Source organism: Neobacillus sp. PS3-12 (genome assembly GCF_030915385.1).
In the GTDB taxonomy this organism is placed as follows: domain Bacteria; phylum Bacillota; class Bacilli; order Bacillales; family Cytobacillaceae; genus JAEVLT01.
On sequence record NZ_CP133268.1, the window covers coordinates 1,177,223 to 1,202,344 of the forward strand.

Annotated in this window: 20 protein-coding genes, 1 tRNA gene, 3 pseudogenes and 1 riboswitch; of the genes and pseudogenes, 2 read left to right on the forward strand and 22 right to left on the reverse strand. The window is 38.6% G+C overall.

Annotated elements, in window-relative coordinates; translation table 11 throughout:
- Window positions 1-120: 120 nt before the first annotated feature.
- Window positions 121-606, forward strand: a complete 486-nt coding sequence (locus tag RCG17_RS06140; protein ID WP_308174360.1) for a LiaI-LiaF-like domain-containing protein — start codon at window positions 121-123, stop codon at window positions 604-606.
- 27 nt (window positions 607-633) lie between these two features.
- Here RCG17_RS06140 and yihA read toward each other — a convergent pair whose 3' ends face one another.
- The 18 genes and pseudogenes from yihA to RCG17_RS06230 form a co-directional block, all read right to left on the reverse strand.
- A complete protein-coding gene (yihA, locus tag RCG17_RS06145) occupies window positions 634-1,215 on the reverse strand; it encodes a ribosome biogenesis GTP-binding protein YihA/YsxC (RefSeq protein WP_308174361.1) in 582 nt (193 codons plus the stop codon).
- Entirely contained in the window at window positions 1,212-3,539 is a 2,328-nt protein-coding gene (gene lon, locus RCG17_RS06150; protein ID WP_308175778.1) for an endopeptidase La, read from the reverse strand. Before lon ends, yihA begins: the two co-directional genes overlap by 4 nt.
- A 212-nt stretch (window positions 3,540-3,751) precedes the next feature.
- Window positions 3,752-5,418: pseudogene (gene lonB / locus RCG17_RS06155) on the reverse strand (ATP-dependent protease LonB).
- 138 nt (window positions 5,419-5,556) lie between these two features.
- Entirely contained in the window at window positions 5,557-6,825 is a 1,269-nt protein-coding gene (clpX, locus tag RCG17_RS06160; protein WP_308174362.1) for an ATP-dependent protease ATP-binding subunit ClpX, read from the reverse strand.
- A gap of 372 nt (window positions 6,826-7,197) precedes the next feature.
- Window positions 7,198-8,475, reverse strand: coding sequence for a trigger factor (tig, locus tag RCG17_RS06165; protein WP_308174363.1), 1,278 nt, complete (start codon window positions 8,473-8,475; stop codon window positions 7,198-7,200).
- Between the two features lie 162 nt (window positions 8,476-8,637).
- Window positions 8,638-9,678 carry a tetratricopeptide repeat protein gene (locus RCG17_RS06170; RefSeq protein WP_308174364.1) on the reverse strand — a complete coding sequence of 347 codons (1,041 nt, stop codon included), beginning with the start codon at window positions 9,676-9,678 and terminating at the stop codon, window positions 8,638-8,640.
- A gap of 167 nt (window positions 9,679-9,845) precedes the next feature.
- Window positions 9,846-9,922 (reverse strand) — tRNA-Arg (locus RCG17_RS06175).
- A gap of 123 nt (window positions 9,923-10,045) precedes the next feature.
- Entirely contained in the window at window positions 10,046-10,567 is a 522-nt protein-coding gene (locus RCG17_RS06180) for a metallophosphoesterase family protein (protein ID WP_308174365.1), read from the reverse strand.
- Window positions 10,564-11,172 (reverse strand): XTP/dITP diphosphatase, encoded by a 609-nt coding sequence (locus RCG17_RS06185; protein WP_308174366.1) that lies wholly within the window; start codon window positions 11,170-11,172, stop codon window positions 10,564-10,566. The genes RCG17_RS06180 and RCG17_RS06185 overlap by 4 nt, the downstream gene beginning before the upstream one ends.
- Before the next feature lie 13 nt (window positions 11,173-11,185).
- Window positions 11,186-11,941, reverse strand: coding sequence for a ribonuclease PH (rph, locus tag RCG17_RS06190; protein WP_308174367.1), 756 nt, complete (start codon window positions 11,939-11,941; stop codon window positions 11,186-11,188).
- Between the two features lie 309 nt (window positions 11,942-12,250).
- On the reverse strand, window positions 12,251-13,321 hold the full coding sequence (locus RCG17_RS06195; RefSeq protein ID WP_308174368.1) for a GerMN domain-containing protein: 1,071 nt from the start codon (window positions 13,319-13,321) through the stop codon (window positions 12,251-12,253).
- A gap of 128 nt (window positions 13,322-13,449) precedes the next feature.
- Window positions 13,450-14,244 (reverse strand): glutamate racemase, encoded by a 795-nt coding sequence (gene racE / locus RCG17_RS06200; protein WP_308174369.1) that lies wholly within the window; start codon window positions 14,242-14,244, stop codon window positions 13,450-13,452.
- Between the two features lie 10 nt (window positions 14,245-14,254).
- A complete protein-coding gene (locus RCG17_RS06205) occupies window positions 14,255-14,701 on the reverse strand; it encodes a MarR family winged helix-turn-helix transcriptional regulator (RefSeq protein ID WP_308174370.1) in 447 nt (148 codons plus the stop codon).
- Between the two features lie 190 nt (window positions 14,702-14,891).
- Window positions 14,892-15,115 (reverse strand): annotated as a pseudogene (locus RCG17_RS06210) (LuxR C-terminal-related transcriptional regulator).
- Window positions 15,116-15,292: 177 nt separating this feature from the next.
- A complete protein-coding gene (locus tag RCG17_RS06215; protein ID WP_308174371.1) occupies window positions 15,293-15,892 on the reverse strand; it encodes a class D sortase in 600 nt (199 codons plus the stop codon).
- Window positions 15,893-16,000: 108 nt separating this feature from the next.
- Window positions 16,001-16,762 (reverse strand): succinate dehydrogenase iron-sulfur subunit, encoded by a 762-nt coding sequence (gene sdhB / locus RCG17_RS06220; protein ID WP_308174372.1) that lies wholly within the window; start codon window positions 16,760-16,762, stop codon window positions 16,001-16,003.
- 49 nt (window positions 16,763-16,811) lie between these two features.
- Window positions 16,812-18,563, reverse strand: a complete 1,752-nt coding sequence (sdhA, locus tag RCG17_RS06225) for a succinate dehydrogenase flavoprotein subunit (protein ID WP_308174373.1) — start codon at window positions 18,561-18,563, stop codon at window positions 16,812-16,814.
- Between the two features lie 59 nt (window positions 18,564-18,622).
- Window positions 18,623-19,234, reverse strand: coding sequence for a succinate dehydrogenase cytochrome b558 subunit (locus RCG17_RS06230; RefSeq protein ID WP_308174374.1), 612 nt, complete (start codon window positions 19,232-19,234; stop codon window positions 18,623-18,625).
- Window positions 19,235-19,714: 480 nt separating this feature from the next.
- On the opposite strand from RCG17_RS06230, the pseudogene RCG17_RS06235 reads away from it, so the two are divergent.
- Window positions 19,715-20,112: pseudogene (locus tag RCG17_RS06235) on the forward strand (YslB family protein).
- A 26-nt stretch (window positions 20,113-20,138) separates the two neighbouring features.
- On the opposite strand, the gene RCG17_RS06240 reads toward RCG17_RS06235, so the two are convergent.
- The 4 genes from RCG17_RS06240 to RCG17_RS06255 all read right to left on the reverse strand — a co-directional run bounded on the left by RCG17_RS06240 (window position 20,139) and on the right by RCG17_RS06255 (window position 25,090).
- Window positions 20,139-21,362 carry an aspartate kinase gene (locus RCG17_RS06240; RefSeq protein ID WP_308174375.1) on the reverse strand — a complete coding sequence of 408 codons (1,224 nt, stop codon included), beginning with the start codon at window positions 21,360-21,362 and terminating at the stop codon, window positions 20,139-20,141.
- Between the two features lie 123 nt (window positions 21,363-21,485).
- A riboswitch (Lysine riboswitch) is annotated at window positions 21,486-21,663 on the reverse strand.
- A gap of 70 nt (window positions 21,664-21,733) precedes the next feature.
- Window positions 21,734-23,509, reverse strand: coding sequence for an excinuclease ABC subunit UvrC (gene uvrC / locus RCG17_RS06245; protein ID WP_308174376.1), 1,776 nt, complete (start codon window positions 23,507-23,509; stop codon window positions 21,734-21,736).
- Window positions 23,510-23,634: 125 nt separating this feature from the next.
- The gene (gene trxA / locus RCG17_RS06250) at window positions 23,635-23,949 is read right to left on the reverse strand and encodes a thioredoxin (protein WP_308174377.1); all 315 of its coding nucleotides are present in this window, start codon (window positions 23,947-23,949) and stop codon (window positions 23,635-23,637) included.
- A 163-nt stretch (window positions 23,950-24,112) separates the two neighbouring features.
- The gene (locus tag RCG17_RS06255) at window positions 24,113-25,090 is read right to left on the reverse strand and encodes an electron transfer flavoprotein subunit alpha/FixB family protein (RefSeq protein WP_308174378.1); all 978 of its coding nucleotides are present in this window, start codon (window positions 25,088-25,090) and stop codon (window positions 24,113-24,115) included.
- Window positions 25,091-25,122: the final 32 nt, after the last annotated feature.

The following is a 25,122-nucleotide window of genomic DNA, read 5'->3' on the forward strand; positions in this document are numbered from 1 at the left end:
AACGAAAGGTTATGTTAATATAAATACGACTAAAATTGCATATATACGACAGTACTCTATAGTACATTAACAAAAAATATTCCTTGTTTCAAGTGAACCTTATTGGAAGTGGTGAAAGAAGTGAAAAATCAACGAATATTCCCGGGGATTATCTTAATTGGGGTTGGCTGCTTTTTTTTCTTACAGCAATTAAATTTGACTGTTTTGCCTGAATTTTTTACCTGGCCTACATTGATGTTGATCATTGGAATTGCTTTCCTGGGGCAAGGCTATATTGGAAAGGATTATGAAGCTATTCTCCCAGGAGTCATTTTATTTGGAATTGGACTTTATTTTCATGTCTTATCCCATTATGCTTTTTGGAATAATCAGGTCGGAGCTTTCGTCTTAATTATTGGAATTGGCTGCCTGCTGCGCTATCAAAAGACCCATTCTGGTTTATTTCAAGCTGTACTTTTTCTCATTTTATCCATTATATTGTTATATTATGATAAATTTTCTTCTGATCTTGGCCTGCTCCAAAATGGAGTCTCCATCATCTGGAAGTTTTGGCCGATCATGATCATTGCGATCGGATTTTTTCTACTATATAAAAGGAAGAAATAGGCGCTTATTTAATAAGCGCCTATTTCTTTACATATAGCTTTGCAATGCTGCCCACGCTTGGTCCTTTCCTTCTCCCGTTTCAGAGGAGAAAAGGATGAGATGGTCACCTTTTTCAAGCTCCAATGTCTCTTTTGTTACTTTTAAGTGTTTCTGCCATTTTCCTTTTGGAATTTTATCGGCCTTTGTTGCAACGACGATACATGGTATTTCGTAATGCTTTAGAAAACCATACATCATCCGATCATCTACAGTAGGCGGATGCCTCAGGTCAACAATCAAAACTGCTGCCCTCAATTGCTCTCTTCTTGTAAAATAAGTTTCAATCATTTTTCCCCATGCTTCTCGTTCCGTTTTGGAAACCTTTGCGTACCCATAGCCGGGGACGTCAACAAAATGAAGAATTTCATTAATTAAATAAAAATTCAAGGTTTGCGTTTTTCCGGGCTTGGACGAAATCCTGGCCAAGCCCTTCCGATTCAACATCTTATTAATGAAGGACGACTTCCCAACATTGGACCGTCCTGCTAACGCAAACTCCGGAAGTGCGGTTTCCGGGTATTGAGCTGGACTTACCGCACTAATGATAATCTCAGAACTTGTTACTTTCATTTAGCAGCACCTTCAACAAGGGCGTGACGTAGGACTTCATCAACATGTGAAACAATCACAAAGTTCAAATCATTTCTGATCGTTTCAGGAATATCTTCAATATCTTTTTCATTATCCTTTGGAATAATGATTTTCGTTAACCCTGCCCTGTGAGCAGCAAGTGTTTTTTCTTTAAGTCCGCCAATAGGGAGAACTCTTCCTCTTAACGTGATTTCTCCTGTCATTCCAACTTCTCTGTGGATCGCTCTTCCGGTTAGTGCCGAAACAAGCGCAGTGGCGATCGTTATTCCCGCCGAAGGTCCGTCTTTCGGAACCGCACCTTCAGGAACATGAATATGAATATCATATTTTTCATGAAAATCTTCTTCAATTCCAAGTTCCTTTGTTTTTGATCGAACAAAACTAAAAGCCGCTTGTGCAGATTCCTTCATGACATCTCCCAGTTTACCTGTTAAGACGAGCTTTCCTTTACCAGGAGAAAGAGAAACCTCAATTTGCAGGGTATCCCCGCCAACAGTTGTATAGGCAAGTCCAGTTGCAACCCCTACTTGGTCTTCTGCTTCAGCCTGTCCATAATGGAATCTTGGTTTTCCCAGGAATTCTTCAAGATTCTTATCTGTTATCACCACACGTTTTTTCTCACCAGCAACAACCACCTTTGCGGTTTTACGGCAAATCGATGCTAACTGACGTTCAAGGCTTCTAACCCCAGCCTCACGTGTATAATAACGAACTACCTTTAGGACAGCTTCATCACGAATTTGTAAGGTTCCCTTTGAAAGCCCATGCTCCTCAAGCTGCTTTGGCAAGAGATGGTCTTTTACGATATGAACTTTTTCAATTTCTGTATATCCAGCAATTGAAATGATCTCCATCCGATCAAGCAATGGTCCAGGAATCGTTGCCAGGCTATTTGCCGTTGCAATAAACATAACTTTAGAAAGATCATATGGTTCTTCAATATAGTGATCACTAAAATTAAAGTTTTGCTCAGGATCTAATACTTCAAGCATCGCTGAAGAAGGATCTCCACGAAAATCATTTGACATTTTATCGATTTCGTCTAATAAAAAGACTGGATTGATCGTTCCTGCCTTTTTCATCCCTTGAATAATCCGTCCAGGCATCGCTCCGACATAGGTTCTTCGATGACCGCGAATTTCGGATTCATCGCGAACCCCTCCTAGCGACACACGAACAAAATTACGTTTTAGTGATTTTGCAATCGAGCGGGCAAGACTTGTTTTACCAACTCCCGGAGGTCCAGCGAGGCAAAGGATCGGTCCTTTTAATGAATGTGTTAACTGCTGAACAGCTAAATATTCCAATACCCGTTCCTTTACCTTTTCAAGTCCATAATGGTCGTCGTTTAAAATTTTCTCGGCCCGATGGATATCAAGATCATCCTCCGTTTTATCCTTCCAAGGCAAGCTTAAAAGCCATTCAATATAATTGCGAATCACTGAACTTTCAGCAGAGCTGGATGGAATTTTTTCATAGCGGTCAAGCTCTTTTTGTGCTGCCTGCTTCACATGATCCGGCATTCCCGCTTTTTCAATTTTTTCAGAAAGGTCAGCAATTTCTCCTGTTTTCCCTTCTTTTTCACCTAGCTCTTTCTGAATAGCTTTCATTTGTTCCCGCAAGTAATATTCTTTTTGCGTTCTTTCCATTGATCGTTTGACGCGCTGACCAATTTTCTTTTCAAGATTTAGTACTTCTTTTTCATTATGAATAATATCGATGACACGATTCATCCGTTCTTTTACATCGATCGTTTCAAGAATCTCCTGCTTTTCCTTTTGCTTTAATGGCAGATGGGAGGCAATGATATCAGCCATCCGTCCTGGCTCTTCGATGTCTGCAACCGATGCATATGTTTCCGCTGAAATTTTTTTGGATAATTTTATGTATTGCTCAAAATAATCAAGCATTGTTCGCATTAAGGCTTCATCTTCAACGTCTTTTGTATCCTGTTCTTCATATGGTTCAACTGTAACAGCAAGGTAGGTTTCTTCATCGTGAAAAGAAGTTATTTTACCTCTTTGCAAACCTTCAACCAAAACTCTGATGGTTCCATTAGGGAGTTTTAGCATTTGCTTCACTTTTGTTACGGTGCCCATATTGTACAAATCGTCTTCAACTGGTTCATCGATGGATATTTCCTTTTGCGTTGTTAAAAAAATCAAATGGTCATCAACCATTGCCTTTTCAAGGGATTGTATCGATTTTTCGCGACCCACATCTAAATGTAAAACCATTGTAGGATAAACAAGCAACCCTCGAAGCGGTAGTAGTGGAATTAATATCTCTGTTTTAGCCACGATTTAGCACCTCCAATTATAATAGTCTTTGTACAAATTCTATCTCATTTATAAGTAAGTGTCTAATCTAAGTAGATTTTGTCAATAAGCTAGGACTTCGAACATGATCTGTAAGTTATTTTTCCCTAATATAGAAAAAAACTTCGGATTGAATTATTCAAACCGAAGTTTTTTCTCTCACTTCCGAGTCTTTCCTATAAAGGTAGCAACTGATATTAAATCGTTTCTTTCTTTGATAATTCAATGGACGCAGGTATTGAATCATGCTGGCGATGCATGTTAACCAGAGCATGTTCAAACACCTCATTAAGATGTTTAACAGGCACAATATCAATTCCTTCTATTTCACCCAAAATGGTTTGTAAATTTTCTGCAGGAATGATGACCGTTTTAGCTCCAGCCTTCCTTGCTGCAACTGTCTTTGGATATACCCCGCCAATTGGTTTTACGTTACCATGGATCCCTATTTCTCCAGTCATTGCTATTTCATTGTTAATTGGTATCTTATAAATGGCGGAATAGATTCCTGTTGCCATCGCAATTCCTGCAGATGGTCCATCAATTGGAACGCCGCCAGGAAAATTAACATGAATATCATACTCATCAGCAGGAACTCCCATTGCCCGTAAAACAGTAATAACATTTTCAATCGAACCTCTCGCCATACTCTTCCTGCGAATGGATTTTCCTTGCGTCCCGATGCTTTCTTCATCGACAATTCCAGTAATATTAATGGAACCTTTTTCTTTAGCCGGAATGGCTGATACTTCAATTTCGAGCAGTGCCCCGAATTTGGCCCATAGACAGCAAGACCATTGACAAGGCCTATTTTTGAATTGGTATGAATCTTTCTTTCCATCCTCGGTGACAATTGGCTTGAATGAATGACCCACTCAATTTCCTCATCCTTTATGTAGTTACGATCGTCAGTAATGGCTAGTCCAGCTGCAATTTGAATCATATTGACAGCTTCTCTGCCGTTTCTCGCATAATTGGCTAATGTATTTAAACCTGTTTCTTTGATAGCTAACTTCACTTTATCAGCGGCATTTTTTGCTACTTTAAAAATTTCTTCTTCAGTTAACTCTCTAAAGAAAACCTCCATACAACGTGAGCGAATCGCAGGTGGTATCTCACTTGGAGTCCTGGTTGTTGCCCCGATTAGACGAAAGTCAGCAGGCAGTCCATTTTTAAAAATATCGTGAATATGAGTAGGAATTTGAGTATTTTCTTCATTGTAATAGGCACTTTCCAAAAATACTTTTCGATCCTCCAAGACCTTTAGTAATTTATTCATTTGGATTGGATGCAATTCACCTATCTCATCGATAAACAGGACCCCGCCATGTGCATTTGTTACTGCCCCTTGTTTCGGCTGTGGAATTCCTGCTTGTCCCATTGCCCCTGCCCCTTGATAAATAGGGTCATGGACAGAACCTATTAATGGGTCTGCAATTCCCCGCTCATCGAATCTTGCTGTTGTTGCATCTAATTCTACAAAAACGGAACTATTTGAAAATGGTGATTTTGCATTCTTTTTTGCTTCTTCTAACACTAGCCTGGCGGCTGCCGTTTTTCCAACCCCCGGGGGCCCGTAAATAATGACATGTTGTGGATTTGGCCCACAAAGAGCTGCCTTCAATGATTTAATTCCATCTTCTTGCCCTACAATATCCTGAAAGCTCGTCGGTCTTACTTTTTCTGAAAGGGGTTCCGTTAATGAAATTGATCTCATTTTTCGTAATTGTTCCATTTCCTTACGGGATTCTCGATCAATTGAAACTTTTTGTGTCCGCTGATTTTTGAGTAAGTTCCAAAAATAGAGACCGATAATGATACCGAAAAATAGTTGTATAAATAAGGCAATCCCCGTCCAACTCATCCAATTCCCTCCTGAAACTTAAATACTAAATAATCATTTCTTCTAGTATTTCCGTTAAAAACGGGGAATAAACAAAGAATCTTATATTGTTCAGCCAAAAAAATAAGCCAGGCAAATTTGCCTGGCTTTTTAACAAAATCATGCAGAAGTTTTTCTTTCCTCTTCTACAACTGTTCCATCTTCTAAAACTAACTTAGGAAGGCTATTATCGGTTACAGTCTCCTGAGTGATAATACACTTGGTGATATCTTCACGGGAAGGTAAATCGAACATTACATCAAGCATGATGCCTTCAATAATGGAACGAAGTCCACGTGCACCTGTTTTTCGTTCGATCGCTTTCTTTGCGATTTCTTTTAGTGCATCCTCTTCAAATTCTAATTCTACATCGTCTAGTTCAAGCATTTTTTGATATTGCTTGACCAAGGCATTCTTCGGTTTTGTTAAAATTTCAATTAATGCTGCCTCATCGAGTTGTTCAAGGCTAGCAATAACTGGAAGACGCCCAATGAATTCAGGAATCAATCCAAAACGAAGTAAATCTTCAGGTAAAACCTTGGAAAGCAGCTCTTTTTGTCCTAATTCAAGCTGCTGCTTGGTATCAGAGCCAAATCCGATGACTTTTTGTCCTAAGCGCCTTTTAATAATCGTTTCTACACCATCAAAGGCTCCGCCACAAATAAACAAGATATTGGTTGTGTCGATTTGGATAAATTCTTGATGCGGATGCTTTCTTCCACCTTGAGGCGGAACACTGGCAACAGTACCTTCAAGAATTTTTAAAAGTGCTTGCTGTACACCTTCACCGGAAACATCTCTGGTAATGGAAGGGTTTTCTGATTTACGAGCAATTTTATCGATTTCATCGATATAGATAATGCCCTTTTCCGCTTTTTCAACATCATAATCAGCAGCTTGGATCAGTTTTAACAAGATATTTTCCACATCTTCACCAACATAACCTGCTTCGGTTAGCGATGTTGCATCTGCAATCGCAAATGGAACATTTAAAATTCTCGCCAATGTTTGGGCAAGAAGCGTTTTCCCGCTACCTGTTGGTCCAATCATACAAATATTACTTTTTGAAAGCTCGATATCATCGATTTTACTATTGGAATTGATCCGTTTGTAGTGGTTGTAAACCGCAACTGAAAGCGATTTCTTTGCTTGGTCTTGACCAATAACATATTCATCTAAAATTTCACGAATTTCTCTTGGTTTTGGTACATCTTTAAATTCTACTTCTTCTTCTGTTCCAAGCTCTTCTTCCACAATTTCAGTACACAATTCAATACATTCATCACATATATATACTCCTGGTCCCGCAACTAATTTACGAACCTGATCCTGTGTTTTACCACAGAAAGAACACTTTAACTGCCCTTTTTCATCATTAAATTTAAACATAATTTCACCCCTTGAAGACATCTTTTCTATACTTTAAAGCAGTGAATGCCGAACAACACTAAGAGCTTATTTATTCATACAGCGTTATATGTATTGCATTGTAACATATTTAGGTGATGGACGGGAAATAATAACTCTTGAAAATTGATACTTAACTAGCACTTGTATTGTTTGACACTCGGTTTAAGATAATTATGTACTCACTTAAGCTTAACCATTTATGATTGGATTAAGTCGGAACATAGTTCACTTTTTTGATATTCTTTATGTAAAAATATTCCCAGTCCAATTTCCATACTTCTATTATAATATGTAATTTGCTAATTGTATAAAACAAGGCACGATTAAATCGTGCCTTGTTTTATTGGTTTTTTATTTTTTATTCTCAACAAGGAAGTCAACTGCTTTATTTAGCTTAAGATCAGATGTAATTCCTTCTGTTCCGCCAAGAGCAGCTTTGATATTTTCAACTGTCATATTATACATTTGAGCCATTTTTTCTAGCTCTGCATTAACATCTTCTTCTGATGCTTCAAGATTTTCTGCTTTCGCAATAGCTTCAAGAGTTAAGTTGAACTTAACGCGTTTTTGTGCCTCTTCATTCATTTGCTCACGAAGTGCAGCTTCATCTTGGCCAGAGAATTGGAAGTAAAGCTCCATATTCATACCTTGCATTTGAAGACGTTGTTCAAATTCCTGCATCATGCGGTTGATTTCAGTATTAATCATCGCTTCTGGAATTTCAACTTCTGCATTAGCAGCAGCTTTTTCAACTAGTGTATCACGAAGATGGTGCTCTGCTTCATGTTTTTTGCTATCTTCTAAACGAGTTTTGATTTTTTCTTTTAATTGATCAAGTGATTCCACTTCATCATCTGCATCTTTTGCAAATTCATCATCAAGCTCTGGAAGTTCTTTACCTTTGATTTCATGAACAGTTACTTTAAATACAGCAGGTTGTCCAGCAAGGTCTGCTGCATGATATTCTTCTGGGAATGTTACAGTTACTTCTTTTGCTTCTCCAGCTTTTGTGCCAACTAATTGTTCTTCAAAGCCTGGAATAAAAGAATTTGAACCTAATTCAAGTGAATAGTTCTCTGCTTTTCCGCCTTCAAAAGCTACATCATTTACAAAGCCTTCGAAGTCAATGACAACTGTATCGCCATTTTCTGCTGGGCTATCTTCTTTCACAACAAGCTCAGCATGACGAGTTTGCAATGCTTCTAATTCTTTGTTTACATCTTCATCTGTAACATCCGTATCTAACGCTTCAACTTCAAGACCTTTGTATTCGCCTAATTTTACTTCAGGTTTAACAGTAACAGTTGCTTTGAAAATGAAGTTTTTACCTTTTTCAATTTGCTCTACATCAATACTTGGACGGTCAACAGGTTCAATTCCTGTTTCTTCGATTGCTTCCTCATATGCTTCAGGAAGAAGGATATTAATTGTTTCTTCGTATAGTGATTCAATACCGAAACGTTTTTCAAACAATGGACGAGGCATTTTTCCTTTACGGAATCCTGGTACGTTTACTTGTTTAACAACTTTTTTGAATGCTTCATCTAAACCTTCGTTTACCTTTTCTGCACTTACTTCAACAGTAAGTACGCCACTGTTTCCTTCTAACTTTTCCCACTTTGCAGTCATGCTATTTTCCCTCCAACAATCTATTCTCATTTTCATTTTGTAACAAATTGGGTGAATATGTCTTGTCGATCAAGTACTATTCATTATTATGTAAAATCTAATTTTTTACACAATGCAACCCCTACATTATAACATAGGTTTGTTTTGTTTCAACAGCAACAACTAAATTATAGGATAAGAAATTTCTTCTATTTCCTTTATGAGGTTAGTTGTCGCTTCTAATTCCTCTTTTGATATGTTGTATTCTTCCGTAAACTCGTTGCACTCTGGTTCATTCCCGTAATATTGAAATGCGATAAAATGAAAACCTGCCGCCCACGCCTTTGGATCTAAAGGCTCTAGAATAAATGGATAGGTAATTAGAAAATGGCGTTCCACTAGACTTTTTATATTTTGAAAAAGTATCGGATCGTTATCTTCTAATTTTTCTTGTAAAAGTTCAAGGATTACCTCCATTCTTGGCTGTGAACTTATTTCCGGCAATTTTAGCGGAATAAAGTGGTTTTGCAGTTTAAATTTATGAACAGTAACTTCTTGATCATATTCTTGATCTTTCAGTAAGTTTAAAAGCATGGTTTTAAAAAATGGATGCCCTGAATCCAGCAGTAAATATTCTTTAATTTCCTTTAGATATGGTCTAATATTTTTGTCAGCCAATTCAGAAATAAGGAACATTTGTTCATTTGGATCATTCAAAGAATGAAGATTTAGTTCTTTTCTTTCGCTATCCTCATTCGCTTTTTCCTCTAATTCTTCCTTTTGATCAGAATGCTGTACATTTTCAGCCATTCTCCTGCTTAATTGGAGAATATTTAAAAAGTGCTCATTCCGCTCTGGAGGGATCTCTTTTTCCTCTAGCAGCGCTTCAATGGTGGTAACAATTTCCGTATACTCATGAAGCTGCATAAGGATCGTGAGGTAGATGTCAACCATTTGAAAATACTCACCCATACCCAATAAAAGCATTTTTTTCGCAAGACCCTTTGCTTTTTCATAGGAGGCTGCTTCGAAGTAAGAAAGAACAAGCCCAATGAGGATATCCTCATTTTCCGGATCCAATTCCATGGCATTTTCTAAATAAATAATGGCTTCCCTGTACTTTTTCGTTTGTAGGCTTTCAAGACCTTTCTCAGTTAAGCGCTTATCAAGCTCGGGAAAGTAGATGATGTTATCTTTTTTCCTTACCGGTTCCCGTTTTTTCATTTCTTTACCGTCCTATTTGTTGTATTGAAAAATAGTTTAGCATGGAAAAAGAAAAAAGACAAAATTAGACAGATTCAGTTTGGTCTATTTCTATCTTCATTCGACAAAAGAAAGACACAAAAAAACTCATCTTAAAAAGATGAGTCAACTTTTGATATGTAGTGTAATGGCGTCCCAGGAGGGATTCGAACCCCCGACACACGGCTTAGAAGGCCGTTGCTCTATCCAGCTGAGCTACTGGGACGTGTTTAATTATCTCAAGGACAAGATTTATTATATATGGCTGTTTTTAATATGTCAACATTATTTTATTAAAAAAGTATTGGAGAGAGAATCCTCCCCTCTCTCCTATATCTTATTACATCGTTTACGAATCTGTTCTTGAAAATTCGCGCGCCAATTCTCGAATCTCCCTGCCATTTAACTCAAAGACAGATAAGAGAAATTTTCCCTCGAGTACATCAAGAATGACATACGTTTTTTCACGTCGTTCACGTGGCAAGAGGATACTTCCTGGATTGATAAACAAGATACCATCAATCATTTCTGCTCCTAGTATATGTGAATGACCGAAGCAAACAACATCAGCCCCTACTTCACTTGCTCGATAATGAAGGCGCATTAAAGAGGTTTTTACCGAATATTTATGTCCATGCGCAACATATATCTTTTTCCCGCCCACAACTTCAACGCGATCGATTGGATACCGTGCATCAAAATCACAATTTCCCCGAACAGCTGCAAAACTATCCATATACCTTTCATCAGCCATTAGCTCTGAGTCACCACAGTGGATCATTAGATCCACCTCATTTTGGTGCCGCTCCTTTAGTCCCTCAAGCTCCTTTGTAATGCCATGACTGTCACTGACGATCAAAACTTTACTCATGAGGGATCACTTTCTAAAAAAGAATCAAGAATTTTATCCAGCTTATGAATGGCATTGGCCCTATGGCTTATTTGATTTTTTATAGCAGAGGAAAGCTCTGCCATCGAAAGCCCTTTTTCGCTGACAAAAAAGATCGGATCATAGCCAAAGCCGTTTGTTCCTCTTCGTTCTCCAAGAATCTTTCCTTCACAAGTTCCAGATACAGTTAAAGTTTTTTGTCCCGGAGCTGCAAGCGCTAAAGCACAGTAAAACCTCGCTGTCCTTTCACTTTGAGGTATTTCAGACATTTCCTCCAAGACTTTGTCTATATTTGCTTCATCATTCTTTTGTTCCCCGGCATACCTAGCAGAAAAAATACCAGGCCGACCATCTAAAGCGTCGATCACTAAACCAGAGTCATCACTGATAACCAGTTTATTCAAGGTTGCTGAAACAGCTTCTGCCTTTAAGATCGCATTTTCTTCAAAGGTATTTCCTGTCTCGTCAATATCTTCTATATCTGGATAATCCAGCAATGTTCGAATCTCATATCCCCTTGACCTAAAAATATCTTCAAATTCGCGAGCTTTTCCTCGGTTTTTGGTTGCAATGATTACCTCATTCATCCCATACTCTCCTCTATTTTGTCTGTCTGGCTTCTATTTTTTTCGTAATTTCTTCCCCTAATGCATTCTTTTGATGCTCAAACAGCTCCATCAATCCTTCCTGGGCTACTCCCAGTAACTCCAAAAGCTCTTGTTGCGAAAATGTCGCTTCTTCACCAGTTCCTTGCAGTTCAACGAATTCTCCATTTCCTGTCATCACAATATTCATGTCAACCTGTGCACTAGAATCCTCTGAATAATTAAGATCAAGGACTACTTGATTATTTTTTAATATTCCAACGCTTGTTGCTGCAAGAAAATCGATGATTGGAAACTTAGATAAAGATTTTTTCGCTGTTAAGTTGTTTAAGGCAAAAGCCATTGCGACAAAAGCACCGGTAATGGAAGCAGTTCGAGTGCCTCCATCCGCTTGGATCACATCACAATCGATCCAAACTGTTCTTTCTCCGATTGCACTCAAGTCAACGATCGCCCGAAGCGCTCTGCCAATTAGGCGCTGTATTTCCATTGTTCTGCCTGTAACCTTACCTTTAGATGATTCTCTAATATTTCTTTGTTCTGTAGCACGGGGCAGCATCGAATATTCTGCCGTTATCCAACCTTTTCCTTCGCCTCTCATAAATGGGGGAACCCTGTCTTCAATACTCGCCGCACAGATTACTTTTGTATCTCCAACCGATATAAGTACAGACCCCTCTGGATGTTTTAAATAATTTGTTTCAATATGTATAGGCCTTAATTGAACTGGTTCTCTGCCATCAACACGCACAATATTTCCTCCCCGCTGGGTCAAAAAAACCCAGGATTGATTGTTAGGCTGTGTTAAATTTAGCTGTTGATTTCCGCTCCGGGCACTCGCTTTCCGCGGGGAGGTCCCGGAGCCTCCTCGGCGCTTTGGCGCCTGTGGGGTCTCCAGTGACCTCTTCATCCCGCAGGAGTCGAGTGCCCTCCGCTCCAATCAACAGTGAAAAAAAATCATCAATGTCCTTTAACACAGCCTATTATTAAATAAAGAAGAGGTGGCAAGGTCTGCCTACCTCCTTCATTTACCATTATATAGTATAACAAAAAACCACATTTAAAAACTTCCTGTATTTACTTTTTCCGGTCTCGTAACTGGTGCCGTCAATTTTTTCCCATTCTCTTTCACAAGCTCTGGTTTTCCTTTTACTTCTACTGCCACTTCTTTTATTCCTTGTTGTTCCGTTACTGATAGTACAAGTGCATCTAATAAATGCTGAGAAACCACTTTTTCCTTAAAGCTTCCGTAAATCGAGTTATTAAAGTTTAAGGTAACTTTTTCATTTTCTATTTTTGGCGCTTCAAGAAGCTTCACTCCAGAGACAAAGTCAGTTACTAGATTGGATGACGGGCTTGGCCCCTTTACAAGCTCATCAACAACAGCAGCGATATTATCTGTAACCGAATTGCTGACTCTTCGTGTTACAGGAACATAGTAGTAAGAACCTTGATCTCCGCCAATATAATACACGGTTAACGGTCTTGTATTTGTTATATCAAGAACATCTGTTGTATCAATATTGATTCCATTTGCTCTTGAAAGATTGTCGCTTATTGGTGTACCTGCTACTGGCATTTTGGTTAGTGGCTGTCCTGCCATCGAAAGTTTCACATCTTTTATCGTATTAAATTGCGTCAAGGTCCAAGCAATGGATTGTAGTATTTTTGCTTCATCTGCCGCCTGATAATTTTTGAATTCCTTTGAAAAATCAACATTGGCGACACCATCTTGGATACTGAGTGTTATATCCGTGCCTGCGGGTAGAACTGGGCGGAATCCTTTAGGAACGAGGTCCGAAACAGGACCATCAGCCACTAGGTATTCCAGTGCTTGTTTGGCTACTGAGGACGTTTTAGGAAGTGAAAGTGTTTGCGGGACTACATAGCCGTTTTTATCAATTAAATAAAGTTCTGTTTTTACTGTTTCTCCTGCTTTATTTTTTGTCTTCGCAGTATTTGTGACTTTCTTGCTAGTTGTCACGGCTGTACTGCTATCTTTTACGATCGTTACATCTTTTGGCGGGTCTATTTTTTTTTGCACTTCACTTCCAAACAACCCGCATCCAGACAAAAGAAGTGAAGATGCAAATACCGTTGAAACAATGGTAGTTGTTTTATTTCTGGACATATGAATTCCTCCCAAGACAGTTTGTACTATTATATATACGAGCCCAGGGAAAAATTAGAACATTTTAGCAAAAAAGAATAAGTCAGACTTCCCCAATTTAATCTTGCGAAAGTCTGACTTATTGTTAATTATAATTTTATTCTTTTGACATTCTCGATCTTTCTCCCGAGCCATTCGGAAGCTATTTTTGAAAAAATAGCGGTTGAGCCAGTGGTGAAAAACTGGTGTTTTGGTTCGTCTTCACATGTATTTAGCATATTCTTATATTGAAGAATCGCGCTAATTTCCCTTGCTGTTTCATCACCTGAACTAATCACATCTACCTCATTACCCATGAAGTTTTTAATAGTTTGTCCAAGTAATGGATAATGGGTGCAACCTAAAATGAGTGTATCCAAACTTTGATCAAGTAACGGCTTTAATGATTCTTCCACTATTCTATTAGCAACCAGGCCAGAGTATTCTCCACTTTCGACAAGCGGTACAAATTTCGGACAAGCAAGAGCAGTAACATAAAGTCTGCTGTTTAGTGACTTTAATGCTCTTTCATATGCTCCACTTTTCACTGTACCTTCTGTCCCGATTATGCCAACCCGATAATTCTTTGTATTTTTAATGGCTGCACGGGCCCCAGGGTTAATGACCCCTAATACAGGGATCGATAATTCGGTTTGGATTTCATCCAATGCCGCCGCTGTCGCCGTATTACAGGCAATAACAAGCATTTTAATTTTTTTTTCTAATAAAAAAGACGTCAGTTCCCACGTGAACTTTTTTACTTCTCTTCTTGATCTTGGACCATAGGGGCATCTAGCAGTGTCCCCTAAATAAATAATTGGCTCATTAGGCAGCTGTCTCATTATTTCTTTTGCTACCGTTAACCCGCCAACTCCAGAATCAATAACACCTATCGGTTGTATCAAACTACTCCCCTCAATCTTTACGCATTTCATGGTGCAGCTTTTTTAAATGATCTTGCAGGACTTGTATTTCTTCAGCTGAAAAGTTCGTTAATACTTCCTTCAAATAAAGCTGGCGTTTCTTGATGACTTCATCTATGATTCTTTTTCCTTCATCTAACAAGTGAATTCTTACCACACGTCGGTCATTTGTATCTTTAATTCGCTCGACCAGATTATTCTTTTCCATTCGGTCAATAAGATCTGTCGTTGTACTGCAAGCTAAAAACATTTTGGCTGATAGATCTCCAATTGTCATATCTCCATCTTCAAATAACCATTGCAAAGCAATAAACTGTGGCGGTGTAATTGTATAATCACTTAGAAGTTCCCTGCCCTTTTGCCTGATGATCCCTGCAATATAGCGTAATTCTTTTTCAACATTTGCAACGATATCCCCGCAATCTCGATCGGGTTTCATGATTCATCCAACTCCTATCATTAAATAGGCTTCCAAATCATTCTTTTCTACATTATGGAGAAACCTTTTAATTTCTTTTTATTTTCTACTTTTTTTTATTAAATTTCAAGAAAAAAAGAAAAGCTGGAGAATCTAAATGCATCTGGAACATAATATAAAACCGGCCTCCATTACGGATGCCAGGTCAAGATTAAAGTTCTAGCTCTCCCATACGAAGGAGCTCTACAACCGCTTGTGAACGCCCTTTAACACCAAGTTTTTGCATGGCATTGGAAATGTGGTTTCGAACTGTCTTCTCGCTGATAAATAATTCACTAGCAATTTCCTTTGTTGTTTTATCTTGTACTAACAGTTCGAATACTTCTTTTTGCGTTTGGTGAGTAATGGCTTGTGAGTATATTCATTCTCCTTCAAGTATTGTAACCCTCCTTGCCTTCGCCAGTTGTGAACCGTGGGGTGGGTATATTTTTAGTCACCATATCATATGTGAAAGAAACTTTCGGAGTGACTGTATTTCCTTAAAGGAGAAGGATTTTGTAAAAAATAGACATTCGTCTATAAAAAAATATCTGTCCGATTAAAAATTCCCCATTATTTTACTGGATCAGCATAGATAATGTATCTTTTTGGGGCATTTCCTACGTACCGAAACGGATAGCAAGTTGTTAAAATCAATTCTTCGTGATCTTTCTGAAGAGTAATAATACTGGTATCCTTTGAATCAACAATTTTTGTATGAGTAATTTTATAGGTAAAGGATCCATTAGAAACTTTGACAATCAGCTGGTCCCCTACTTTTAATTCCCCTAAATGCCGAAAAACAGTATCTCGATGTCCAGATAGCACAATTTGCCCATTTTGGGACGGTAAAAAAGAGCCTTTGTAATGGCCCACACCCTTTGCTAGGTCATCGGGGTCAGTTCCTTCAACTATTGCTAACTCCGCTTTAATTCTTGGAATCGCTAAAATGCCAATTGTATCCCCAATTTGCGGCGGTGTGTTTTCAACTTGCTTATCCTGTTGATCATTCTTTTGTTGTGGAATCTCTTTTTTCTGTGCCAGCATAGTTTTTGCTTTACTGAGAGTTTCATTTGTTTTCTTATTCGTATTTGTTATTTGCCATACCCCAATTGCCAGAATAACAACCCCAGCAAGAACCAAAATTGTTGATAACCATGTCCTAATCTTCATGAGCATCCTCTCAATACTTACATTTTAGCTATATTATAACAAAAATGAATCTTACATTTATACCTAAAAAACCTCTGTTTCCTAATGGAAAAAGAGGTTTTAAGAAAGTTATACTCTGTCACTGCCAAAGAAGTTTTTAAAGGATTGGATTGTTGCATCACGATTTAATGCAGCAATCGATGTTGTTAACGGAATACCTTTTGGACAAGATTGTACACAGTTTTGTGAGTTACCACAGTTAGCAAGGCCGCCGTCTCCCATGATTGCTTCCAGACGTTCAGCTTTATTCATTTCACCTGTTGGATGTGCATTGAATAAACGAACTTGTGATAGTGGCTGCGGTCCAATAAAGTTAGATTTGCTGTTTACATTTGGACATGCCTCTAAGCAAACACCGCAAGTCATACATTTTGCCAGTTCATATGCCCATTGACGCTTAACTTCAGGCATACGTGGTCCAGGCCCCAAATCATAGGTTCCATCAATTGGAATCCATGCTTTCACTTTCTTCAATGAATCAAACATTCTGCTCCGGTCGATCTGAAGGTCACGAATGATCGGGAAAGTGCTCATTGGAGCCAAGCGAACTGGCTGTTCCAATTGATCAATCAAGGCTGAACAAGATTGGCGTGGTTTCCCATTAATCACCATTGAGCAAGCACCGCAAACTTCTTCCAAACAGTTCATATCCCATGCAACAGGTGTTGTTTTTTGACCTTTTGCATTAACTGGGTTTCTCCGAATTTCCATAAGTGCCGAAATGACGTTCATATTTGGACGGTATGGAACTTCAAATTCCTCCTGATAAGGAGCTGTATTAGGTCCATCCTGACGAGTTATAATAAATTTTACTGCTTTATTTTCAGACATTCATTCCCACTCCCCTTTGCTTTTTTAATGATCCCACACAAAGATTATCCTAGTGCTTTTTCGTGTAATCCCGTTCGCGTGGTTTTAACAATGAAATGTCGACCTCTTCGTAATGGAAAGCTGGAGCAGTTTCTGCATCCACAAACTTTGCCATAGTTGTTTTTAAGAAGTTTTCGTCATCACGTTTAGGGAAGTCAGGCTTATAGTGTGCGCCACGGCTTTCATTTCGGTTATATGCACCAATCGTAATAACACGTGCTAATTGAAGCATGTTGAATAATTGACGAGTAAATGCCGCCCCTTGGTTACTCCATTTTGCCGTATCGTTAATATTAATTTTCTTATAGCGTTCTAATAATTCTTGGATTTTTTCATCCGTTTTTAACAGTCTGTCATTGTAGCGAACAACTGTCACGTTTGCAGTCATCCATTCGCCAAGCTCTTTATGAAGAACATAAGCATTTTCAGTTCCGTTCATTGACATAATGTTATTCCACTTTTGTTCTTGCTCTTTAACATGACGATCAAAGACAGTAGAAGAAACGGAATCAGAGCCTTTCTCAAGACCTTCGATATATTTTAGAGCGTTAGGGCCGGCAACCATTCCGCCAAAAATGGCTGAAAGTAATGAGTTCGCACCTAAACGGTTTGCACCATGTTGAGAGAAATCACACTCACCGCATGCAAACAAGCCTGGGATATTTGTCATTTGATCATAATCAACCCACATGCCGCCCATTGAATAGTGAACGGCAGGGAAGATTTTCATTGGAACTTTATGTGGATCTTCGCCTGTGAATTTCTCATAGATTTCAATAATACCACCAAGTTTAACGTCCAATTCATGTGGGTCTTTATGAGAAAGATCCAAATAAACCATGTTTTCACCATTAAGACCAAGTTTCAAGTCGTTACATACCGCAAAAATTTCACGAGTAGCAATATCCCGTGGAACTAAGTTCCCGTATGCTGGATACTTTTCTTCCAAGAAGTACCAAGGTTTACCATCCTTATATGTCCAGATCCGTCCGCCTTCACCGCGTGCTGATTCACTCATGAGACGAAGCTTATCATCACCAGGAATCGCAGTTGGGTGAATCTGAATCATTTCACCGTTCGCATAAGAAACTCCCTGCTGGTACAAAATTGAAGCAGCAGAACCAGTGTTAATTACAGAGTTTGTTGTTTTACCAAAGATAATACCAGGACCACCTGTTGCCATAATAACCGCATCTGCAACAAATGATTTAATTTCCATGGTTGTTAAGTTCTGGGCAACGACCCCGCGGCACACACCATCATCGTCTAAAACAGCTCCCAAGAACTCCCAACCTTCGTATTTCGTTACCAAACCGGCTACTTCATGTCGGCGAACCTGCTCGTCCAATGCATAAAGCAACTGCTGACCTGTAGTTGCACCAGCAAATGCTGTACGGTGGTGCTGTGTACCACCGAAACGACGGAAATCTAATAACCCCTCTGGTGTACGGTTAAACATAACCCCCATCCGGTCAAGCAAGTTGATAATACCAGGAGCTGCATCACACATTGCTTTTACAGGAGGCTGGTTTGCTAAAAAGTCACCGCCGTATACTGTATCATCAAAGTGAATCCATGGAGAGTCCCCTTCTCCTTTTGTATTCACCGCTCCATTAATACCACCCTGGGCACAAACAGAGTGAGAACGTTTTACCGGTACAAGCGAAAATAACTCAACCGGCGTTCCCGATTCTGCAACTTTAATCGTTGCCATTAAGCCGGCTAAACCGCCACCGACAATAATCACCTTGCCTTTATTCATCGTGACTCACTCCCTGATCAAGATCTATAATCCATACAAAATATTATTTCTTAAAACTATTAAATAAATGCTAATAAGTCTTGAATTCCAACAATAGCTAATAGAACAAAAATTACCATCGTAACATATGTAGAAATTCTTTGTGAACGTGGAGAAATTGTAATCCCCCAGCTAACGCAGAATGACCATAATCCATTTGCAAAGTGGAAAATTGTACAAACTACCCCAACAAGATAGAACCAGAACATGAATGGTGATGATAGAATGTTTGTCATCATATCATAAAAATTTGTTACATTTCCCATCATATAGGCAATCTTAGTCTCCCATACGTGCCAAGCAACAAAGATTAGAGTTATTACCCCAGTTACCCGTTGAAGCATGAACATCCAGTTACGGAAATAACCCATTCGGCCAATATTGTTTTTGGCAGTAAAAGCAACATAAAGACCATAAATAGCGTGATATAACAAAGGTAAGAAAATTAGAAAAATTTCCAAGAATGCTAAGAATGGAAGACTTTCCATAAAGCCTGTCGCCTTACCGAACGACTCCTCCCCTCTTGTAGCAAAATGATTGACTGTTAGATGCACTAATAGGAATAATCCTACTGGAATAATTCCAAACAAAGAGTGCAGCCTACGATTAACAAACTCCCGATTACCCGCCACAATTTTACCCCCCTTTAGTTTTGCATGATGAAAGGTCTCCTGCTTGTTCCCATATCAAGGAAGAACAACCTATCACCACAGTAAAAATGTTGTAAAGCTAACTTTTTAACAATTATGTGACATGTTCATTTTACCTCCATCGTCAATAAGCGTCAAGAAACCGGATACACAATATTACACAAAAAATCAAACTTTTTAAACTAAATCGACATAAAACAAGTTATGTTCGACAACTATTGAAAGAACTTTCTTTGCATTCTATTAATTACCAGTTTATCTGTACCTGTAATTGATAAAATATGATTAACAAGCAACAAAGAATTATCTTAATATAGTAAACTAGCAAAATTATTCTATTCACTTTTCTAAAAAAGGTATTTATCCAAAGCCCAGATTGTATATAATAGTATGATAGAAAGAGGGGAGAACATGAAAGTAAATGGATCGGATGAAGTTATCCTTTCAGAAGACGAACAAAATATGTCAATTTTCGGATACGAACTAATTAGAGAAGTTCTTTTACCCGATATTCTTGGAAAAGATACACCAGAAATTCTCTATTGGGCAGGAAAAAGGCTCGCAAGAAAGTACCCCTTAGAAACCATCGATGAAATCATTCAATTCTTTTCCAGAGCAACTTGGGGCGTTCTATCTGTTAAGAACGAAAAAAAGATGAAATGGATTTTGAATTATCCAGTCCATTAATGGTTTCACGTGTAAAATCAAAGGCAGAACATTTTTTCCAACTAGAAGCAGGCTTTTTGGCACAGCAAATCGAAAATCAAAAAGAAGTTATTGCAGAAACGTTTGAACATCCAGTCAAACATGCTCACAATGTATTATTTACAGTTAAATGGGATAAACGAGATAAAATTTAAAAAGCGGGCATTTGCCAGGTTTTTTCTTATCTATGATCTTCTGCTAATTCAAAGGCATCATGTAATGTCTCAACAGCCTTAACCATTTGTTGATCTTCAACAACAGCTGATACTTTGATTTCAGATGTACTTACCATTTTAATTTCAATTTCACTTTGAGCCAGCACTTCAAACATTTTCGCAGCTACCCCAGGATTGGAAATCATACCTGAACCTACGATAGACACTTTAGCAAGTCCATTCTCTGCTTCGATTCGGTCGTAGCCTAATAATGATTTGTTATTTTCCATCACGCCCAACGTTTCGTTTAAATCATCAGTTTTAATTGAGAACGAAAGGTTTGTCGTGTCCGACTCTGTTTTGCTTTGAATAATGATATCTACATTAATATGATGCTGGGCAAGTGTTGTAAAAATAGTTGATAAACTCGTTAAAGAATTGGTAAGACCCAAGATCGTTACCCTTGTTATTTGATCTTCAAATGCTACTCCACGTACAACTAGGTTCTGTTCCAATGTTGCTTCCCCCTTAATGACTGTACCTTCGATTTTTTCCATACTTGAGCGAACCTCAAGCTTTACATTATAATTCTTGGCAAATTCCACTGCTCTTGGGTGCAGCACTCCAGCTCCTAAATTGGCCAGCTCGAGCATTTCATCATATGAAATATCCATTAGCTTGCGAGCACTCTTCACATACCTAGGATCAGTGGTAAAAACACCTGTTACATCCGTATAGATATCACATCTGTCTGCACCCAGCGCTGCTGCTAGGGCTACAGCTGTTGTATCTGAGCCGCCTCGGCCAAGCGTGGTAATTTCCCCTGACTCAGTTACACCCTGGAATCCTGCAACAATGACTACTTTTCCGTCTGTCAATTGCTTTTCAAGCTTAGCAGTTTGGATCTTCGTTATTCTCGCATTGCTATGTACAGGTTCTGTCAAAATACCAGCCTGCCATCCAGTATAAGAGATAGCCTCAAGCCCTTTTTCTTTAAGTGCCATTGCCAGTAAAGCAATCGTTGTTTGTTCACCTGTTGTCAGGAGCATATCCATTTCCCTTTTACTCGCATTAGCAGATATTTCTTTTGCCAAGCTGACAAGGTGATCAGTTGTTTTACCCATTGCAGATACAACGACAACCACATTGTTTCCCCGCTCTTTTTCTTCTTTTACACATTGGGCCACATTTAAAATTCGTTCCACACTTCCAACGGATGTTCCGCCGAACTTTTGTACGATAAGTCCCATGGTCTCCCCTACTTTCTTCTATAGATGATGTTGTCTTTTAGGTTATCCACAAAATAAAAAAAGCAATGAGAAATCCATCTCATTGCTTAGAAATACGAAGAAAAGAATAATCTATCGTATACAATGTGAGATAGCTCTCCAAGACAGTAGTCTTGACAATCCAGTATTTATTCAATACAGGACCAGCAAAGAAAACAATGAGTGTTTCTTTACTTCGGCGAACATACCCTTTCAAAGCCCTTCATTGAAGCTCACTCTTCTCCTGACTTTTACTATTGAAGTTCGCACCTCTACCTTCACTTTAATACTATAAAGTGACTGTAATATAAAGTTTAAACCATTATAGCATGATACATTTTTTATGACAAACATTATGAATCTTTAAGTTTATTTATTAGTTCTATTGCTGTATTGCCTGGTATTCCTAAGGAGGCAAATTCCTCAATATTGGCTTCTTTCATTTTTTTTACAGAGCCAAAATGTTTTAGCAATAGTTTTTTTCGTTTTTCCCCAACACCAGGGATATCATCAAGTATCGATTGAAATGCACTTTTTCCATGAAGCTGGCGGTGAAAAGTAATCGCAAACCGATGAACTTCATCCTGAATCCGCTGCAATAAATAAAATTCCTGACTATTTCTAGCTAAGGGCACAATTTCTAACGGATTACCGTAAAGCAATTGTGAGGTACGGTGTTTATCATCCTTTGCCAGTCCAGATAAAGGAATATCCAGCCCCAGTTCATTTTCCAAAACGTCTCTTACTGCCTCAATATGTCCTTTTCCTCCGTCAATGATAATCAAATCAGGGAGCGGCAGATTGTCTTTTAATGCTCTGGAATATCTCCTGCGCACAACTTCACGCATTGATTCATAATCATCTGGACCTTTAACGGTTTTGATTTTATATTTGCGGTATTCACGTTTATCCGCTTTGCCATCCGTAAATACAACCATTGCTGAAACAGGGTCTGCCCCTTGAATATTAGAGTTATCAAAAGTCTCTATTCGGTGCGGAGTATAGATCCCAAGTATTTCTCCGAGATTTTCAACTGCTTTAATGGTCCGCTCTTCATCTTTTTCAATCAATGAGAATTTTTCATTTAAAGCTATTTTTGCATTCTTTATGGCCAATTTGACAAGGTCTTTTTTCTGCCCCCGCTGCGGCTGAAGGACTTTTACTTCAAGAAGCTGCTCAGCAAGCGATAAATCAATCTCATCCTGTATGAGAATTTCCTTTGGTTTAAAATGATTCGCCTTCGTATAGAATTGACCCAGGTATGTTAAAATTTCTTCCTCCGGTTCGTCGTAAATCGGAAACATCGAAACATCGCGTTCAATTAACTTTCCTTGACGGACAAAAAAGACTTGGACACACATCCATCCTTTATCGACCGCATAACCAAATACATCCCGATCCGTAAAGTCAGTCATCGTCATTTTTTGTTTTTCCATCGTAGTTTCAATATGGGCGATTTTATCTCGATATTCCTTAGCACGTTCAAAATCCAGGGATTCCGCTGCCAGGGTCATTTTTTCAGTTAACTCTTTTTTTATTTCTTTATATCCGCCGTTTAAAAAGCGGGTAATTTCATCAGTCATTTTTTTATATTCATCTTCAGGAACATCATTAATACAAGGTGCCAAACATTGGCCTAAATGGTAATATAAACACACTCGGTCAGGAAGGGTGGAACATTTCCTTAATGGATAAAGGCGATCAAGCAGTTTTTTCGTTTCATTGGCCGCCCCAACGTTTGGATATGGACCAAAGTATTTGCTTTTATCTTTCTTGACCTTTCTCGTTATAATCAATTTCGGATGACGTTCAGCCGTTAGCTTAATAAAGGGATAACTTTTATCATCCTTAAGCATAATGTTGTATTTTGGATCATGTTTTTTGATTAAATTGATTTCCAACAGAAGTGCTTCAATATTGGAAGATGTAACGATATATTCAAAGTCCTCGATTTCATTAACAAGTCTCAATGTTTTGCCATCATGTGAGCCTGTGAAATAGGAACGGACGCGATTCTTTAAGATTTTAGCTTTTCCCACATAAATAATCGTTCCTTGACGATCCTTCATTAAATAGCAGCCAGGCTGGTCAGGCAACAACGTCAGCTTCTGCTTAATAATATTATTCAAATCTGACCCACCCCACTAAAAAATATTCATCCTTAAATTTTAAAACAAACTATACATAAAGGAAAGTAGAGATTGATGGGAAAAGAAAAAAACCTTAACCACTTTTATGGTTAAGGTTTTGGTTTTTAGACATGTTTTTGAATAACGCCTGATAAAGCTTCTTTTGGCTGGAAGCCGACAACCTTATCAACTACTTCACCATTTTTGAAGAGTAATAAAGTTGGGATGCTCATGACACCAAATTTTGCTGCTGTTTCTTGGTTATCATCAACATCAAGCTTCACGATTTTTACTTTATCTCCTAATTCGGAGTCAAGTTCTTCAAGAACTGGAGCAATCATTTTGCAAGGTCCGCACCATGGTGCCCAGAAATCTACAAGGACTACATCTGAACTAGTTTGTTCAGTAAAGTTTTGGTCTGTAACATGTGTAATAGCCATATGGATATGCCTCCTAATGTTAATACTTACATACTATGGAAAGTATATCATCGATTAATTGATGATGCTAATATTTTGTTTCGAGTGTAATTTTCCCGTAATCATTTAAAGTATGCCCAAAAAGTAGACAGCCACACGGATATGGCTGCCCTTTGCTCTTTCATTAAGAATGAATTCTTATTTTCTTCACTTCTTCAGTGAGAATCGGAACTACTTCAAATAGGTCACCAACAATTCCGTAATCAGCCACATTGAAAATATTCGCCTCTGGATCCTTATTGATGGCGACAATTACTTTAGAATTGGACATACCTGCTAGATGCTGGATTGCACCAGATATTCCGCAAGCAATGTAGAGGTCAGGGGTTACAACTTTACCTGTTTGACCAATCTGCATGGAATAATCGCAGTAGTCAGCATCACAAGCACCCCTTGATGCCCCCACAGCTCCACCCAAAACTTTAGCTAATTCTTTTAATGGATCAAAACCTTCTGCACTCTTGACACCGCGGCCACCTGAAACAATTACTTTTGCTTCTGATAAGTCTACACCTTCACTGACTTTTTTCACTACATCCTTGATAATCGTGCGAAGATCTTTGATATCAACCGAAAGGGAAGTAATTTCTCCTTTCCGATTTTCATCTTTTTCTAGTGGAGCAATATTATTTGGCCGAACTGTCGCAAAAATCAATCCGTCCGTGACGATTTTCTTTTCAAACGCTTTCCCTGAGTAAATTGGTCTTGTGAAAACAATATTTCCTCCAACAGCCTCTACGTTGGTGGCATCAGATACCAGTCCAGAGGAAAGCTTGGCAGCAATCTTTGGTGTAAGGTCTTTTCCTAAAGCAGTATGACCTGTGATTACTCCTTCAGGTTTTTCAGAGTCGATTACTGCGAGAAGCGCTTGTGAAAAACCATCAGCCGTATATTGTTTTAATTTTTCATTTTCTACAACAGCTACCCGATCTGCTCCGTAAGAGATTAAGTCTTGTGCTAATCCGCTCACATTGTCACCGATTAAAACGCCGACAATCTCTCCTCCTTCAGAAACTGTTTTTGCAGCAGCGATCGATTCATATGAAACATTACGAAGCGACCCGTCACGGGCTTCACCTAATACTAAGACTTTTCTAGCCATTCTATTCCCTCCTGATTTTGCTTAAATCTTCA

What these genes read in the sequence shown, in the direction of transcription:
- RCG17_RS06215 (WP_308174371.1), bottom strand. Translation starts at nt 15,892, where the DNA reads ATGAAGATTAGGACATGGTTATCAACAATTTTGGTTCTTGCTGGGGTT.
- RCG17_RS06255 (WP_308174378.1), bottom strand. Translation starts at nt 25,090, where the DNA reads ATGGCTAGAAAAGTCTTAGTATTAGGTGAAGCCCGTGACGGGTCGCTT.
- RCG17_RS06195 (WP_308174368.1), bottom strand. Translation starts at nt 13,321, where the DNA reads ATGTCCAGAAATAAAACAACTACCATTGTTTCAACGGTATTTGCATCT.
- yihA (WP_308174361.1), bottom strand. Translation starts at nt 1,215, where the DNA reads ATGAAAGTAACAAGTTCTGAGATTATCATTAGTGCGGTAAGTCCAGCT.
- RCG17_RS06180 (WP_308174365.1), bottom strand. Translation starts at nt 10,567, where the DNA reads ATGAGTAAAGTTTTGATCGTCAGTGACAGTCATGGCATTACAAAGGAG.
- sdhB (WP_308174372.1), bottom strand. Translation starts at nt 16,762, where the DNA reads ATGTCTGAAAATAAAGCAGTAAAATTTATTATAACTCGTCAGGATGGA.
- RCG17_RS06205 (WP_308174370.1), bottom strand. Translation starts at nt 14,701, where the DNA reads ATGAAACCCGATCGAGATTGCGGGGATATCGTTGCAAATGTTGAAAAA.
- tig (WP_308174363.1), bottom strand. Translation starts at nt 8,475, where the DNA reads ATGACTGCAAAGTGGGAAAAGTTAGAAGGAAACAGTGGCGTACTTACT.
- trxA (WP_308174377.1), bottom strand. Translation starts at nt 23,949, where the DNA reads ATGGCTATTACACATGTTACAGACCAAAACTTTACTGAACAAACTAGT.
- clpX (WP_308174362.1), bottom strand. Translation starts at nt 6,825, where the DNA reads ATGTTTAAATTTAATGATGAAAAAGGGCAGTTAAAGTGTTCTTTCTGT.
- RCG17_RS06170 (WP_308174364.1), bottom strand. Translation starts at nt 9,678, where the DNA reads ATGAAAAAACGGGAACCGGTAAGGAAAAAAGATAACATCATCTACTTT.
- RCG17_RS06240 (WP_308174375.1), bottom strand. Translation starts at nt 21,362, where the DNA reads ATGGGACTTATCGTACAAAAGTTCGGCGGAACATCCGTTGGAAGTGTG.
- RCG17_RS06185 (WP_308174366.1), bottom strand. Translation starts at nt 11,172, where the DNA reads ATGAATGAGGTAATCATTGCAACCAAAAACCGAGGAAAAGCTCGCGAA.
- sdhA (WP_308174373.1), bottom strand. Translation starts at nt 18,563, where the DNA reads ATGAATAAAGGCAAGGTGATTATTGTCGGTGGCGGTTTAGCCGGCTTA.